Here is a 15,642-nt window from a genome sequence, read left to right on the forward strand (position 1 = left end):
GTACCCGGAGCGGACGACCCGCGTCTCCTCCTACCCTTTCGAGGGTCACCGGCCTCGAGGCTTCGTCAGTCCGGCCCGATCGCTCCTCACCGTGGATACCGTCGCAAGCGCACCGCATCGGCAATCCCGGGAGGACGCGCCATCATGCTCGACGCCCCTGAAGCGACTCCCCTGCACGACCGCTCTCACCGACGGCCGGACCGGTCCTCCTCCTCGCGCCGGCGGTTCCTCCGCTTCGGCAAGGCGTTCGCGGTGTCCTCGGTCATCGCTCTGCTGGCCGTTCTCGGCGCGGTGTCACCGGCCGGCAGCGCAGCCGCAGCGGGCACGGGCCCCACGGCCGCCGACGTCACGACGGCGCACCCGAGGCTCGAGCTCGACCAGCAGTCGGTCGTCGATCTGCGAGCGTCGGTGTCGTCCGATCCCGCCGTCACCGCCGTATGGAACCGCGTCCGCGCGGAGGCCGACCGGATGCTCACTGAACCGGTTCTGAAGCGGAGCTCTCCGGACGGCATCCGCATCCTGGAGACGTCGCAGACCCTCGTCCAGCGCGCCCGGACTCTGGGCATCAGCTATTTGGTGACCGGGTCCCCCGCCTACGCGGACCGGCTCTGGCTCGATCTCGACGCGGCATCGAAGTTCGCCGATTGGAATCCGGATCACTTCCTCGACACCGCCGAGATGACGCAGGGGATGGCCATCGGCTACGACTGGCTCTACGCCCGCTGGACACCCTCCCAGCGGAGCACACTGAGCTCCGCCATCCAACGGCTCGGCCTCCAGCCGTCCGTGCCCGTCTACTCCGCGCCGGCGAACACCTCCGGCCCCTATGCGCACGGCGGCAATTGGGCCGTCGTCACCAACAACTGGAACATCGTGGCGAACGGAGGGATGATCGCCGGTGCAGTCGCGACGGCGCAGGACAATGCGGGCCTCTCCGATCGGATCCTCGGCTACGCGACCCCCAGTCTCCGCCGGGGCCTCGCGCAGTTCGGGCCCGACGGCGGGTACGCCGAGGGGCCGACGTACTGGGAGTACGCGACGCGGTATCTCGCCTCTGCGTTGAGCACACTCGATGTCGCAACCGGGACGGACTGGGGCCTGGCAGCCTCGCCCGGCGTCAGCACGACGGGCTACTTCCCCGTGCAGATGCTCGGGGCGTCGAAGGAGATGTACGACTTCGGCGACAGCGACTCGACGCAGCTCAACCCGCCGTCGCAGCTGTACCTGGCGAAGAAGTTCGACAACGCCGACTTCCTCTCCGTCGGCGGCAAGCAGACCGGCAGCGATGCGCAGCGGCTCATCTGGTACCAAGCCGCCACGACCGCCGCGGCCGGCCCCGGGGCGTCGAGGGACTCCTTCTCCGCAGCCGCCGGCGTGAGCACGATGAGATCGTCCTGGGACGCGGACGGCACCTCCGTCGGCTTCCGCTCGGCCAGCAGCCCCACGAGCGGGCACCAGCACCAGGACTCCGGCTCCTTCATCCTCGACGCTCTGGGCGAGAGGTGGTCCTCCGACCTCGGACGGGACGACTACAGCCTCGCCGGCTACTTCGAGGGCGAGTCCCGGTGGACCTACTACCGGAACAGGCAGGAGGCGCACAGCACCCTCCTCGTCGACCCCTTCAGAAGCTCGACCGCCTACGCGACCGGGCGGTCGACGATGGTCCGCTCGGACGCCAACGCCTCCTCGTCGCTGGCGGTCAGCGACCTGTCCGCCCTTCTCCCGGGCGGCACCACCTGGCAGCGGGGCGTGAAGCTCTTCGACGGACGCGACCAGTTCCTCGTTCAGGACGAGGTCGAGCGGTACGGCCCCGTCGAGGCGCTCTGGTCCATGAACACCGAGGCCCTGATCGACGTCTCGGACGACGGCCGCAGCGCCACCCTCTACCGCGACGGCCAACGGATGCTGGCCCGCATCGTCACCGACGACTCCTTCCGGTTCTCCGTCATGGACGCCGCTCCCCTGGCCACCTCACCGCGACCGGCCGGTCAGAGCTCGAACCTCGCCGACAGAAAGCTGACCATCGCGGCCTCCGGGACCGACAGCGTCCAGATCGCCGTGCAGTTCTCCCCGCTCCACGGCGACGCCCCCGTGGCAGCGGCAGCCCCGGTCGTCGGCCTGTCATCGTGGTCACTGGATGCGGTCGGGACGAGCCGGGCCACCGGCGTGACGGTGGGCGGCACCCCCCTCCCGTCCTTCGCGGGCGACGACGTCGCCTACACAGCAGCAGTCGACCCGACCGGCCCGGTGCCCGTGGTCGCCGCGCAGGCCGCGGCCGGATCGGTCGTCACCTCGACCTCGCCCGCCGCCGTTCCCGGCTGGGCCTCGACCACCATCACAGAGCCCGGCAGGACTCCGACCACCTACCGCGTCCTCCTCACACCGGGGCCGATCCGGATCGAGAGCGCGGTCGCCTCCCGGACGACGGCGGGGTCACCGGAGGTGACTTTCGACGGGACCGAGGGAACGTACTGGTCCACGTGGGGCGACAACTCGATCACGTGGCAGCTCGCGCGCGCCACGGCGGTCGAGCGCCTCGATCTCTCCTGGGTCGCCAACTCCAGTCGACTGTCGAAGTTCGATCTCCTCAGCTCCCCCGACGGCCGGACGTGGACCGCTCGTACCTCCGGGTCCTACCTCGGGACCGGCGGATGGGCCTCCGTCGCTGCGGCGATGCCCTCCGATTCCCGGTTCGTCCGCCTGGTCGGTCACGGGGACGGCACGAAGGACGTCTGGACGGCGCTGCGGGAGGTCAGGATCTACAGTTTCACCGAGGACGCGCACGTGCACGTGCCGGACAAGAGCCTCTCGTTCGCGACGGCCGCGATCTCCGCGTCCGAGGTGCAGGCCGGCGCAACGGCCGCGGCCTCGGCGACGGGTACCGGGCCGGACGGGCGGACGCTCCCCGCGTCCTCGGTGAGGCTCACCTGGGGCTCCTCCGATCCCGCCGTCGCCTCGGTCGACCGGTCGGGTTCGGTCACCGGGCGCACCGCGGGGACCGCCATGATCGGCGTGCTCGTCGAATCGGGCGGCGTCATCCGCTCGGCGAGCGTCCCGGTGACGGTGGTCGACAGGACGAAGGTCCGTCTCTACCCGACCGCCGACTCCTACGTCCAGGGCGGAGCATCAGCGGGCACCAACTACGGCGCCATCACCGGAATGCTCGTCAAGACCAGCGCCTCCACCACCACCGACCAGAGCTACACCCGCGTCGGCTACCTCCGCTTCGACCTCAGCGCCCTCCAGGGCCGCACCGTCACCGGCGCCACCCTCACCACCACCGCCGCCATCACCGACAACGGATCCCCCGTCCTCCTCGACTTCCACGACACCCCCACCACCTGGACCGAGAAGGGACTCACCTTCACCAACCGCCCCGCCCTCGGCCCCATCCTCGGCAGCACCCTCGTCGACACCACCAAGACCACCCGCACCACCGACCTCACCGACGCCCTCGCCGCCAAAGCCGCAGCCTCCACCCCCACCCTCTCCCTCGGCATCGACCAAGCCCACCTCCCCCCGGGAACAGCAGGCAGCGTCGTCCGAATCGAGACCCGCGAATCCACCACCACCCCCTACCTCGACATCACCTTCGACGACTGAGATCGGACGGCTCGGGCGGCCAGGCCGGAGCTCCGCGACGCGTCAGCGCACCGCCACCGTCGCGCGGTCGCGGCCGGTGAGGTCGCGCTGCGTGGTCGCTCCGCGCCAGCCGTCGGCGGTGAGCAGGGCGCGGATCTCGGCGCCCTGCAGCTCGCCGTGCTCCATCACCAGCACTCCCCCGGAGCGGAGCAGGCGGAGGGCGGTCGCCGAGAGCGAGCGGACGACGTCCAGGCCGTCCTCGCCGCCGTAGAGCGCCGAGGGCGGGTCGAACAGGCGCACCTCCGGGTCGCGCGGGACGGCGGCGGCCGGGATGTAGGGCGGGTTGGAGACGACGACGGAGACGGTGCCGTCCAGCTCGGGAAGCGCCCGGGCGAGGTCGTCGAAGACGATGCGGGCGTTCTCGAGCCCGAGCCGCTCGCGGTTGCCGCGGGCCCAGATGAACGCCTCGGGAGCGTTCTCCACGCCGATCACTCGCGCGTGCGGCACCTCGTGCGCGAGCGCGAGCGCCAGGGCTCCGCTGCCCGTGCCGAGGTCGACGGCGATCGGCTCCGGGTCGACGACCGCACGGAGCGCGTCGATCGCGATCTGCGCGACGCCCTCGGTCTCGGGTCGCGGGACGAACACGCCGGGTCCGACCGCGAGCTCGAGCGAGCGGAACGGCGCGATCCCGGTGATGTGCTGCAGCGGCTCGCGAGCCGACCGGCGCTCGATCGCGCTCGCGAACGCCGCGGCGTGCTCCTCGTCGACAGTCAGCCCCGTGATGAGGCGCGCCTGCAGCCGGCCGCGGCCGAGCCCGAGCAGGTGCCCGAGAAGCAGCTCCGCATCGACGTCCGGCGTGGGGACGCGGGCGGCGGCGAGGCGGGCGACCGCGTCCGCGAGGAGGGTGCGCGCGTCGACGCCGGTGGTCACGAGGGTCACGCCTCCTCGGAGCCGATGTCGGCCAGGCGGGCCTCCTCGTCGGCCTGGATGGCGCTCTCCACCACCGGGTCGAGCGCGCCGTTCATCACGCCGTCGAGGTTGTACGCCTTGTAGCCGGTGCGGTGGTCGGCGATGCGGTTCTCGGGGAAGTTGTAGGTCCGGATGCGCTCGGAGCGGTCCATCGTGCGGATCTGCGTCTTGCGCGCGTCCGAGGCCGCCGCGGCGATCTCCTCCTGCTGGCGGGCCAGGATGCGAGCGCGCAGCACGCGCATGCCCGCTTCACGGTTCTGCAGCTGGCTCTTCTCGTTCTGCATCGACACGACGATGCCGGTCGGGAGGTGGGTGATCCGCACGGCGGAGTCGGTCGTGTTGACGGACTGCCCGCCGGGACCGGAGGAGCGGTAGACGTCGATCTTCAGGTCGTTCTGATTGATCGCGACCTCCTCGGGCGCGTCCACCTCGGGGAACACGAGCACGCCCGTGGTCGAGGTGTGGATCCGCCCCTGCGACTCGGTCACGGGGACGCGCTGCACCCGGTGCACGCCGCCCTCGTACTTGAGGTGCGCCCACACGCCCTGCGAGGGATCGGTGGCGTTGCTCTTGATCGCGACCTGCACGTTCTTGTAGCCGCCGAGGTCGGACTCGTCGCGGTCGAGGATCTCCGTCTTCCAGCCCTTCGCCTCGGCGTAGTGCAGGTACATCCGGAGGAGGTCGGCCGCGAACAGCGCGCTCTCGGCTCCGCCCTCGCCGCCCTTGATCTCCATGATGACGTCGCGGCCGTCGTCGGGGTCGCGCGGGATGAGCAGGCGCCGCAGCTTCTCCTGCGCCACCCGCAGCGACTCCTCCAGCTCGGGGACCTCCTCCGCGAAGGCCTCGTCCTCGCGGGCGAGCTCGCGCGCGGCCTCGAGGTCCTCGCCGGCCTGGATCCAGGCGGAGTGGGCCGCCTTGATCTGGCTCAGCTCCGCGTAGCGCCGGTTGACCTTCTTCGCGCGGGCGGCATCGGCGTGGAGGGCCGGGTCGGAGAGCTGCGTCTGCAGGTCCTCGTGCTCGGCGAGGAGGACGCTGACGGATTCGAACATGGGGTCCTGGCTTCCGGAGGTGGTCGGGGTCGGGCTCATCGCCCGGGGACGCGAAAACGTCCGCGGCCGCCCCCGGTGACAGGGGCGACCGCGGACGTCGGGGCGCTAGTGGTGGCCGTTGCCGTGGCCGGCGGTGGCCGGGCCGACGGCCGACTTCGAGACCTGCATGAGGAACTCGACGTTGGACGAGGTCTCCTTCAGGCGCGACAGGATGATCTCGAGCGCCTGCTGCTGGTCGAGCCCGGCGAGGGCGCGGCGCAGCTTCCAGGTGATCTTGACCTCGTCGGCGCTGAGCAGCATCTCCTCGCGGCGCGTGCCGGAGGCGTTCACGTCGACGGCGGGGAAGATCCGCTTGTCGGCGAGGTGACGGGAGAGGCGGAGCTCCATGTTGCCGGTGCCCTTGAACTCCTCGAAGATCACCTCGTCCATCTTCGAGCCGGTCTCGATGAGCGCCGTCGCGAGGATGGTGAGCGAGCCGCCGTTCTCGATGTTGCGCGCCGCTCCGAAGAACTTCTTCGGCGGGTACAGCGCCGACGCGTCCACACCGCCCGAGAGCACACGGCCCGAGGGAGGAGCGGTCACGTTGTAGGCGCGGCCGAGACGGGTGATGGAGTCGAGCAGCACGACCACGTCGTGGCCCAGCTCGACCAGGCGCTTCGCGCGCTCGATCGCGAGCTCGGCGACGGTCGTGTGGTCCTCGGCCGGGCGGTCGAAGGTGGAGGCGACGACCTCGCCGCGCACGGTGCGCTGCATGTCGGTGACCTCCTCCGGACGCTCGTCGACCAGGACGACCATCAGGTGGACCTCGGGGTTGTTCTGCACGATCGCGTTGGCGATCTGCTGCAGGACGATGGTCTTGCCGGCCTTGGGCGGCGCGACGATCAGGCCGCGCTGTCCCTTGCCGATCGGGGCGACCAGGTCGATGATCCGCTGGGTCAGCTTGCCGGGCTCCGTCTCGAGGCGCAGGCGCTCGGTCGGGTAGAGCGGCGTGAGCTTCTGGAACTCGACGCGCGCAGCGGCCTCCTCGACGGTCTGGCCGTTGATCGAGTCGACGCGGACGATCGCGTTGTACTTCTGGCGGCCGCCGCCCTCGCCCTCGCGGGGCTGGCGGATGGCGCCGACGACCGCGTCGCCCTTGCGCAGGTTGTACTTCTTGACCTGTCCGAGGGAGACGTAGACGTCGCTGACGCCGGGCAGGTACCCGGTGGTGCGCACGAAGGCGTAGTTGTCGAGGACGTCGAGGATGCCGGCGACCGGGATGAGGACGTCGTCCTCGCCGATCTCGGGCTCGAAGTCGTCGCCGATCGCTCCGCCGCGGCGCTTGCGGTCGCGGTAGCGGCTGCGGCGGCCGTCCTCGCCCTCGGCCTGCTGGCCGTTCTGGGGCTGTCCGGAGCCGTTCTGCTGAGGAGCCTGCTGGCCCTCGGACTGCGCGGCGCGCGCGCCCTGACCGTTCTGCGGCTGGGACTGCGCGGCGGGGCTCTGCTGAGCATCGTTCTGGCGGTCGTCCCCGCGGTTGCGGTTCCGGTTGCGGCGGTTGCGACCGCGGCCGGTGCCCTGCTGGTCGCCGTTCTGCTGCTGGTCGCCGCCCTGCTGCTCCTGCTGGTCGCCGGAGTCGGAAGAGTCGGCGTCGTTCTCGGCGGGCGCCTGCTCGGCCTGCTCGCTCTGCTCGGAGGCGCCCCCGCGGCTGCGGCGGCGTCCGCGGCGCTCGCGCTGGCCGCCCTCGCGGGAGGAGTCGTCCGACTCCGGCCCGTTGGGCAGCTCGATGTCGATGACGGGCTTCGCGGCCTGGTCGGCGTCGCGGTCCTGCTCGATGACGGGGAGGTCGGGGATCAGCGACTCGACGCCGGTCCCGCCGGGGATGTTGAGGTGCTCGCCGGCGGCGACGGTGCCGCTGGAGGCGCGGCGCGAGCTGCGTCGGCGGGGCGCTCGCTCGGCGGGCTCGGCGACCGGCTCGGCCGCCGCGGGGAGCTCGAGCTCGACGGGGGCCGATTCGGCGGCCGTCGCGGAGGGCTCGTCGACGGTGGGCGCGGCCTGCTCGAGGACGTCGGCCGTGTCGGCCTCGGTGCTCTCGACGGGCGTCGGCAGCTCCGCCGGCACCTCGGGCTGCGGAGCGGACTGCTCGGCCACATCGGCCGGCTCGGCCTCGACGCCGGTGGCGTCGACGTCCGGGGCGACCGCTGCGTCGTCCGGAGCGACCGCGTCGGCGATCGCGGCGGGCGCGTCCTCGGCGGAGGCGGCGCGCAGGTCCGAGATGGCCTGGACCAGCTCGCCCTTGCGGAGCTTGGAGGCGCCGCCGAGGCCGAGCCGCGTCGCGAGAGCCTGGAGCTCGGCGACGCGCAGACCGGAGAGGTCGGCGGTGAGGTCCACGGTCGAGCCGTGGGTGTTGACGTCTGTCACTGGAGAGGGTTCCTTCCCCCCGGGAACGAGTGCTCACCGGGAGAGCTCATCGACCGTGCGGTGCCATCGCGTGTTCTGATCCACGCGATGCTCTCGGCCGCCGGGACCGACTGCCGCAGAGAGCGAGGAGAGGGCCCGGAGACCAGGCGCCGGTCTGCAAGAGGAGCAGGGGCGCCCTTCACACGATGTGATGGCCGTGGTTGTCGGGACGATCCGTCGGACAGATTCCGCTCGTTACGCGGTTCCTCGGGATGCGGTCCCCACTGTAGCACCCTTGAAGTCGACGGCCAGCATGTGCGCGCGCCACGGCGTGGGGGCCTCCCGCTCCACCAGATCCGCGGCGGCGAGGCGCTGCGCGGGGTCGCTGCAGAGCACCAGGACGCTCGGTCCGGCACCCGAGACGACGGCGGCGTAGCCGTTCGAGCGCAGCAGCGCGATCAGCGCTGAGGTCTCGGGCATGGCAGCCGCGCGGTAGTTCTGGTGCAGCTTGTCCTCGGTCGCCGCGAACAGCAGCTCCGGGCTCTGGATGAGGGCGGCGATCAGGAGCGAGGAGCGCGAGACGTTGAACACCGCGTCCTCGTGCGGCACGCTCTGCGGCTGCAGCGAGCGGGCCAGCCGCGTCGACATGGTGTGCTCGGGCACGAAGACGACCGGGGACACGCCGCGGTGGACCATGAGCTTCTTGGAGCGCGGGCGCAGCGGCGAGTCGTCGGCGCCGGAGGCGTGCGGCTCGACCCAGGCGATGGTGAGGCCGCCGAACAGTGCGGGCGCCACGTTGTCGGGGTGCCCCTCCATCTCGGTGGCGATGCGGAGGAGGTCGTCCGAGTCGAGCTCGACGACGCCCTCGAGCAGGCCCTTCGCGGCCATGATGCCGGAGACGATCGCGGCGCCGGACGAGCCCATCCCGCGGCCGTGCGGGATGATGTTGCGCGCGATCACCTCGATGCCGGGCATCTCCTGCCGCTGGTCGGCGAACGTGTACGCGATGGCCTGCACGACGAGGTTCGTCTCGTCGGTCGCCACCTCGCCCTCGCCGACCCCGTGCACGGTGACCCGCGCACCCGTGGCCGCGACGGCCGTCACGTCGAGCTCGTCGTAGAACGAGAGCGCCAGGCCGAGCGTGTCGAAGCCGGGGCCCAGGTTCGCCGAGGTGGCGGGGACCTTGACGTGGACGGTGCGGCCGACGGGAACCGCCGAGGTCATGCGCCGGCCAGCCCCAGCACGTCCGCGATCGCGGCGGTGTCGACCGGGACGACGGTCGGCGTGATGTCCGCGCCGTCGGCCGTGCGGAGCGCCCACTGCGGGTCCTTGAGCCCGTGGCCGGTGACCGTCAGGACGACGGTCGCGTCCTTCGGGATCGCTCCGGCCTCGGCGCGCTCGAGGAGCCCCGCGACGCTGATCGCCGACGCCGGCTCGACGAAGACGCCGACCTCGCCCGCGAGGATGCGGTACGCCTCGAGGATCTTCTCGTCGCTGATCGCGCCGAAGTAGCCGTCGCTGACGGTGCGCGCGTTGAGGGCGAGCTCCCACGAGGCCGGGTTGCCGATCCGGATCGCGCTGGCGATCGTCTCGGGGTGGCGGACCGGGGCGCCGTGCACGATCGGAGCGGAGCCCTCGGCCTGGAAGCCGAACATGCGCGGGAGGCGGGTCGACTCGCCGCGCTCCAGCTCCTCCGAGTAGCCGCGGAAGTAGGCGGTGTAGTTGCCCGCGTTGCCGACCGGGACGATGTGGAAGTCCGGAGCATCGCCCAGCACCTCGACGACCTCGAAGGCCGCGGTCTTCTGGCCGGCGATGCGGTCCGGGTTCACCGAGTTGACCAGGTGGACCGGGTAGTTCTTCGCGAGGTCGCGGGCGATGTCGAGGCAGTCGTCGAAGTTGCCCTGCACCTGCAGCAGCTGCGCGTTGTGCGCGATTGCCTGGCTGAGCTTGCCCAGGGCGATCTTGCCCTCCGGCACCAGGACGGCCGCGGTGATGCCGGCGTGCGTCGCGTAGGCGGCGGCCGACGCGGAGGTGTTGCCGGTCGAAGCGCAGATGACGGCCTTCGCGCCGTGCTCGACGGCCTTCGAGATCGCCATGGTCATGCCGCGGTCCTTGAAGGAGCCGGTCGGGTTCATGCCCTCGTACTTGACCCACACCTTCGCGCCCGTGCGTGCCGAGAGGGCCGCCGCGGGGATGAGCGGCGTGCCGCCCTCGCCGAGAGTGATGACCGGGGTCGCCTCGGTGACATCGAGGCGGTCCGCGTACTCGTGCAGGACTCCGCGCCACTGCTTGGCCATCTCAGGCTCCTTCAACTCGTAGAACGGACGTCACGGCGCCGACGAAACCATGCGAATGGAGGGCGGTGACGGTGGCCGCCAGATCGGATTCCGCCGCGGCGTGCGTGCCGATGACCAGGGTAGCGGTCGGCTCGCGCCCCTCCGCACCGCCCTGCTCCTCCAGCGGGTCGGCGCCGGGCGGGGTCTGCACCAGGGTCTCGACCGAGACGCCGTGATCGGCGAAGACGCCCGCGATCTGCGCGAGCACGCCGGGGCGGTCGAGCACCTCGAGGGTGACCTGGTACCGGGTCGTGACGTGGCCGATCGGGAGGACCGCGAGCCCGGAGCTCGCGCTGGTCACCAGGCCGGGGCCGCCGACGACGTGGCGGCGGGCGGCCGAGACGACGTCGCCGAGGACGGCGGAGGCCGTCTCGATCCCGCCGGCGCCGGCGCCGTAGAACATCAGGTCGCCGGCCGCCTCCGCCTCGACGAAGACCGCGTTGTTGGCCCCGTGCACGGCCGCGAGCGGGTGGGAGCGGTGCACGAGCGCGGGGTAGACCCGCGCGGACACGCCCTCCACGCCGGTCTTGGCGTCGGTCAGCCGCTCGCAGATCGCGAGCAGCTTGATCACGTAGCCGGAGTCGCGGGCCTGGTCGACCTGCGCCTTCGTGATGCCGGTGATGCCCTCGCGGTGCACCAGGGCGACCGGGACGTCGGTGTGGAACGCGAGGCGGGCGAGGATCGCCGCCTTCTGCGCCGCGTCGTAGCCCTCGATGTCGGCGGTCGGGTCGGACTCGGCGTAGCCGAGCTCGGTCGCGCGGGCGAGCGCGTCCTCGAGGCTCGCGTGCTCGGTGTCCATCCGGTCGAGGATGTAGTTGGTCGTGCCGTTGACGATGCCGAGGATGCGGTGGACCCGGTCGCCGGCGAGGCTGTCGCGCAGCGGCCGGATGATCGGGATCGCGCCGGCGACGGCCGCCTCGTAGTTGAGCTGGGCGCCCACCTGGTCGGCGGCCTCGAAGAGCTCGTTGCCGTGGGCGGCGAGCAGCGCCTTGTTGGCCGTGATCACGTCCGCGCCCGACGAGATCGCCGTGAGGATGTGGCTGCGGGCGGGCTCGAGCCCGCCGATCAGCTCGACCACGATGTCGGCGCCCAGGATCAGCGACTCGGCGTCGGTGGTCAGGAGGTGCTTCGGGATGTCGGCGGTGCGGGGCGCGTCCACGTCCCTGACGGCCACGCCCACGAGCTCCAGCGGCGCCCCCACGCGCTGGGCGAGCTCGTCGCCGTGGTCGAGCAGGAGGCGCGCCACCTGGGCACCGACGGACCCGGCACCCAGCAGGGCGACGCGGAGGCTGCGGTACTCGATCATCGGGAGGTGGCCTTTCGTTCGATGCCGGCGTCGCGGCGGAGGAGGTCCTCCTCGGTCTCGCCGCGCACGAGGACGCGCGAGCGCCCGTCGCGGACGGCGACCACCGGGGGGCGCCCGAGGTAGTTGTAGTTGCTGGCGAGCGACCAGCAGTAGGCGCCGGTCGCGGCGACGGCGAGCAGGTCGCCCGGCCGCACGTCCGCGGGCAGGAAGTCGTCGTGGACGACGATGTCGCCCGACTCGCAGTGCTTCCCGGCCACCCGCACGAGGGCGGGCTCGGCCGAGGAGGAGCGGTCGGCGATCCGCGCCGTGTAGTCGGCGCCGTAGAGCGCCGGACGGGCGTTGTCGCTCATGCCGCCGTCGACGCTGACGTAGCGGCGGACCGCGGTCGAGCTCTCGGAGCCGACCGTCACGTCCTTCACGGTGCCCACCTCGTAGAGGGTGACGCCGGCGGGCCCGATCAGCGAGCGGCCGGGCTCGATCGCGATGTGCGGCACCGGGACGCCGCGGGCGGCGCACTGCTCGGCCACCGCGTCGGCGACGGCGGCCGCGATCTCGGCGATCGGCGTCGGGTCATCGGCGCTGGTGTAGGCGATGCCGAAGCCGCCGCCGAGGTTGAGCTCCGGCACGGGGCCGTCCGCGAGCAGAGCCGCGTGGACGTCGAGCAGGCGCGACGCCGACTCCGCGAACCCGGCGGAGCCGAAGATCTGGGATCCGATGTGGCAGTGCAGCCCGAGGAACCGCAGGGAGGAGAAGGAGCGGATGCGGGCGACCGCGGCCGGGCAGTCGGCGAGTGCGAGGCCGAACTTCTGGTCCTCATGCGCCGTGGCGAGGAACTCGTGGGTGTGCGCGTGCACTCCGCTGTTGACCCGGAGGCGCACCGCCTGCACGCGGCCCTGCCGCTCGGCCGCGGCTGCGACGCGCTCGATCTCGACGAGGCTGTCGAGCACGATCGTGCCCGCGCCCACCTCGACGGCCCGGTCGATCTCGCGGAGCGACTTGTTGTTGCCGTGGAGGCCGAAGCGCTCGGGCTCGATCCCGGCGGCGAGCGCCACCGCCATTTCGCCGCCGCTGGAGAGGTCGAGGTTCAGGCCCTCGTCGCGCATCCAGCGGGCGACCTCGGTCGAGAGGAACGCCTTGCCCGCGTAGTAGACCGTGACGCCGGTGCCGATGCGGCCGAGCTCGCGAGCGAAGACCTCGCGCATCTCCACGGCTCGGCGGCGGGCGTCGGCCTCGTCCACCACGTAGAGAGGAGTGCCGTGCTCGCGCACCAGCTCGGCGACGGGCACTCCGGCGATCCGGATCCCGCCGTCCTCGCCGCGCTCGGCGCTGTCCGGCCACACGCCGTCGGCCAGGGCGTTCGGGTCGGCGGGCGTGTGCAGCCACTCAGGCGCGAGCGGATGCCGGGGGGCGCGGGCGCGGGCGTCGACGGTGTCCACGGGTGAGACCTCACAGGAGAGAGTGGGAGCGTCACTGCGGGGCGAGCGGGTCCGGATTGACCCCTGAAGCCAGCGATGTCAGTGTTCGGCCCGCGGAAGACGCCGGCACAGGGCTCCGATCCTACCGGTCCGGGGCGGCGGCGCCGCGCGGGCTCAGGCGCAGGTGCCCGGTTCCTGCTCCGCGGGGTCGCTGAGGAACGTCGGAGAGAGCGCGAAGCTCGCGTTCAGCGACTCGTCGGCGACCTCGACCCCGGTCAGCGTCAGTCCGCGCGGTACCGAGTCCGCGATGCACACGGACGACGGAGCGAGCAGGTCGCCGGAGACGGCGCCGAAGCGGTCGCGGAAGTCGGTCGCCGAGAAGGTCGCACCGGCGGCGGAGACCTCGGCCGGGGTCAGCCGGATGGCGCCGTCCACGGCGGCGAGCTCCATCCCCACGCCCGCGCCGAGCCGGAGGCCCAGCACCTCGACGGAAGCGGTCACGCGCACGAGCGGAGCGTCCAGCGTCACCTCGTCGACAGGAACGGTGCTGCGCTCGGTGACGAGCCGCGAGACCGAGGCCGCGTCGATCGCGACCGTCGTGCTGCCCGACTCGACAGCTCCGACGCCGCTCACCGGCACCCCGATCAGGGTCGCGGCGACGTCGCCGTCGAGCTCGCCGAACGTCACGTCCGAGCTGCGCAGGTCGAGCCGGTCCAGCCGCCCCGAGACGAGCTGCGGGAGAACGGCCCAGCCGGCGACGTCGACGTCCACCGCCCGGTCCGCGGGCAGTGCGAGCGCCTCGCGGAGGCTCGCGGCGGCGCGGTCCGCGACGGCGCGGCGGGCGAGCGAGTCGCCCACCACTGCCGCGACCACGAGCAGCACCAGCACCACGACGACCACCACGGCCGCGCGTCCCCCGCGCCGGCGCCGCGGCGCCGCCCCCGACGCGCTCACATCCGGTCCGGGGCCGTGACGCCCAGCAGGGAGAGCCCGTTGCGGAGCACCTGCCCGGTCGCCTCGTTCAGGCGCAGCCGGGTCGAGTGCACGGCCTCGACCGGGTCCTCGCCCTGCGGCACGACCCGGCAGTTGTCGTACCAGCGGTGGTAGAGGCCGGCGACCTCCTCGAGGTACCGCGCGACGCGGTGCGGCTCGCGCAGCTCCGCGGCGTGCGCCACGATGCGCGGGAACTCCTGCAGGCCGCCGAGCAGCGCCGACTCGGTCGGATGCACCAGCGTCTCGGGCGCGAACGGCTCGACGGGGACGCCCGACGCCGCGGCCTTCGCCGCGACCTGGCGGGTGCGCGCGTGGGCGTACTGCACGTAGTAGACGGGGTTGTCGTTGCTCCGCTTGGTCAGCAGGTCGAGGTCGATGTCGAGGGTCGAGTCGGCCGAGGAGCGCACCAGCGAGTAGCGCGCGGCGTCCACGCCGACGGCCTCCGTGAGGTCCTCCATCGTGACGACGGTCCCCGCCCGCTTGGACATCCGGACCGCCTCCCCGTCGCGGAGCAGGTTGACCAGCTGGCCGATCAGGATCTCGAGGTTCACGCCCGGGGTGTCGCCGAACGCCGCGCACATCGCCATCATCCGGCCGATGTAGCCGTGGTGGTCGGCGCCGAGCATGATGATCGCCCGATCGAAGCCGCGCTCGCGCTTGTCGAGGTAGTAGGCGAGGTCGCCCGCGATGTAGGCCGCCTCCCCGTCGCTCTTGATGATGACGCGGTCGCGGTCGTCGCCGAACGAGGTGGTCCGCAGCCAGGTGGCGCCGTCCGCCTCGAAGATGTGCCCGAGCTCGCGGAGGCGCTCGATCGCGCGGTCGACGGCACGCGACTCGTGCAGGGAGTTCTCGTGGAAGTACACGTCGAAGTCGACGCCGAACTCGTGCAGGCTCTGCTTGATCTCGCCGAACATCAGCTCGACGCCGATCGAGCGGAAGGTCTCGGCGAGCTCCTCCTCGGGCAGGACGGCGAGGTCGCCCGGGTAGGCGGCCGCGACGCGCTCGGCGATGTCGCCGATGTAGGCGCCGCCGTAGCCGTCCTCCGGGGTCGGCTCGCCGCGGTGGGCGGCGAGGAGGCTCCGCGTGAAGCGGTCGATCTGCGCGCCGTGGTCGTTGAAGTAGTACTCGCGGGTCACCTCGGCGCCCTGCGAGAGGAGCATCCGGGCCAGGCTGTCGCCGACCGCCGCCCAGCGCGTCCCGCCGATGTGGATGGGGCCGGTGGGGTTGGCGGAGACGAACTCGAGGTTCATCCGGACGCCGGCGTAGGCGGACCCGGTGCCGTAGGCCTCGCCCGCCTCGACGATCGCGCCGGCCAGGGCACCCGCGGCCGCGGCCTCGAGCCGGACGTTGAGGAAGCCGGGACCGGCGACCTCGACCGTGGCGACGCCCTCGACCGCGCCCAGCCCCTCGGCCAGCTCGGCGGCGAGCTCGCGCGGGTTCGCGCCGACCCGCTTCGCGAGCTTCATCGCGATGTTCGAGGCCCAGTCGCCGTGGTCGCGGTTCTTCGGGCGCTCCAGCACGACGTCCGAGAGCTCGACGCCCGCATCGCTCCCCCGTCGCTGCACGGCGTCGAGGACGAGGGCGTGCAGGGAGGCGGCGAGCTGTTCGGGAGTCAC

10 protein-coding genes are annotated in these 15,642 nt (G+C 72.3%); 1 reads left to right on the forward strand and 9 read right to left on the reverse strand.

The window, feature by feature from the left end; genetic code table 11:
• Positions 1-144 precede the first annotated feature (144 nt).
• Positions 145-3,603, forward strand: coding sequence for a DNRLRE domain-containing protein (locus tag C5C63_RS00680; RefSeq protein ID WP_104232722.1), 3,459 nt, complete (start codon positions 145-147; stop codon positions 3,601-3,603).
• A 42-nt stretch (positions 3,604-3,645) separates the two neighbouring features.
• On the opposite strand, the gene prmC is transcribed toward C5C63_RS00680, so the two are convergent.
• The 9 genes from prmC to argS all read right to left on the reverse strand — a co-directional run bounded on the left by prmC (position 3,646) and on the right by argS (position 15,642).
• Positions 3,646-4,521, reverse strand: coding sequence for a peptide chain release factor N(5)-glutamine methyltransferase (gene prmC / locus C5C63_RS00685; protein WP_104266954.1), 876 nt, complete (start codon positions 4,519-4,521; stop codon positions 3,646-3,648).
• Positions 4,518-5,600 carry a peptide chain release factor 1 gene (gene prfA, locus C5C63_RS00690; RefSeq protein WP_104232724.1) on the reverse strand — a complete coding sequence of 361 codons (1,083 nt, stop codon included), beginning with the start codon at positions 5,598-5,600 and terminating at the stop codon, positions 4,518-4,520. The genes prmC and prfA overlap by 4 nt, the downstream gene beginning before the upstream one ends.
• Before the next feature lie 105 nt (positions 5,601-5,705).
• Positions 5,706-7,997 carry a transcription termination factor Rho gene (gene rho, locus C5C63_RS00695; protein ID WP_104325324.1) on the reverse strand — a complete coding sequence of 764 codons (2,292 nt, stop codon included), beginning with the start codon at positions 7,995-7,997 and terminating at the stop codon, positions 5,706-5,708.
• Between the two features lie 234 nt (positions 7,998-8,231).
• The gene (thrB, locus tag C5C63_RS00700; protein WP_104225562.1) at positions 8,232-9,200 is read right to left on the reverse strand and encodes a homoserine kinase; all 969 of its coding nucleotides are present in this window, start codon (positions 9,198-9,200) and stop codon (positions 8,232-8,234) included.
• Positions 9,197-10,273: a threonine synthase gene (thrC, locus tag C5C63_RS00705; protein ID WP_104223003.1), complete on the reverse strand. Its 1,077-nt coding sequence runs from the start codon at positions 10,271-10,273 to the stop codon at positions 9,197-9,199. Before thrC ends, thrB begins: the two co-directional genes overlap by 4 nt.
• A gap of 1 nt (position 10,274) precedes the next feature.
• Positions 10,275-11,618, reverse strand: a complete 1,344-nt coding sequence (locus tag C5C63_RS00710; RefSeq protein WP_104232726.1) for a homoserine dehydrogenase — start codon at positions 11,616-11,618, stop codon at positions 10,275-10,277.
• A complete protein-coding gene (gene lysA, locus C5C63_RS00715) occupies positions 11,615-13,054 on the reverse strand; it encodes a diaminopimelate decarboxylase (RefSeq protein WP_104325325.1) in 1,440 nt (479 codons plus the stop codon). Before lysA ends, C5C63_RS00710 begins: the two co-directional genes overlap by 4 nt.
• 153 nt (positions 13,055-13,207) lie before the next feature.
• Positions 13,208-13,936, reverse strand: coding sequence for an LmeA family phospholipid-binding protein (locus C5C63_RS00720; protein WP_104262485.1), 729 nt, complete (start codon positions 13,934-13,936; stop codon positions 13,208-13,210).
• 47 nt (positions 13,937-13,983) lie between these two features.
• Positions 13,984-15,642, reverse strand: a complete 1,659-nt coding sequence (gene argS, locus C5C63_RS00725; RefSeq protein ID WP_104222999.1) for an arginine--tRNA ligase — start codon at positions 15,640-15,642, stop codon at positions 13,984-13,986.

The sequence above is a fragment of the Rathayibacter sp. AY1B8 genome (assembly GCF_002932775.1).
In the GTDB taxonomy this organism is placed as follows: domain Bacteria; phylum Actinomycetota; class Actinomycetes; order Actinomycetales; family Microbacteriaceae; genus Rathayibacter.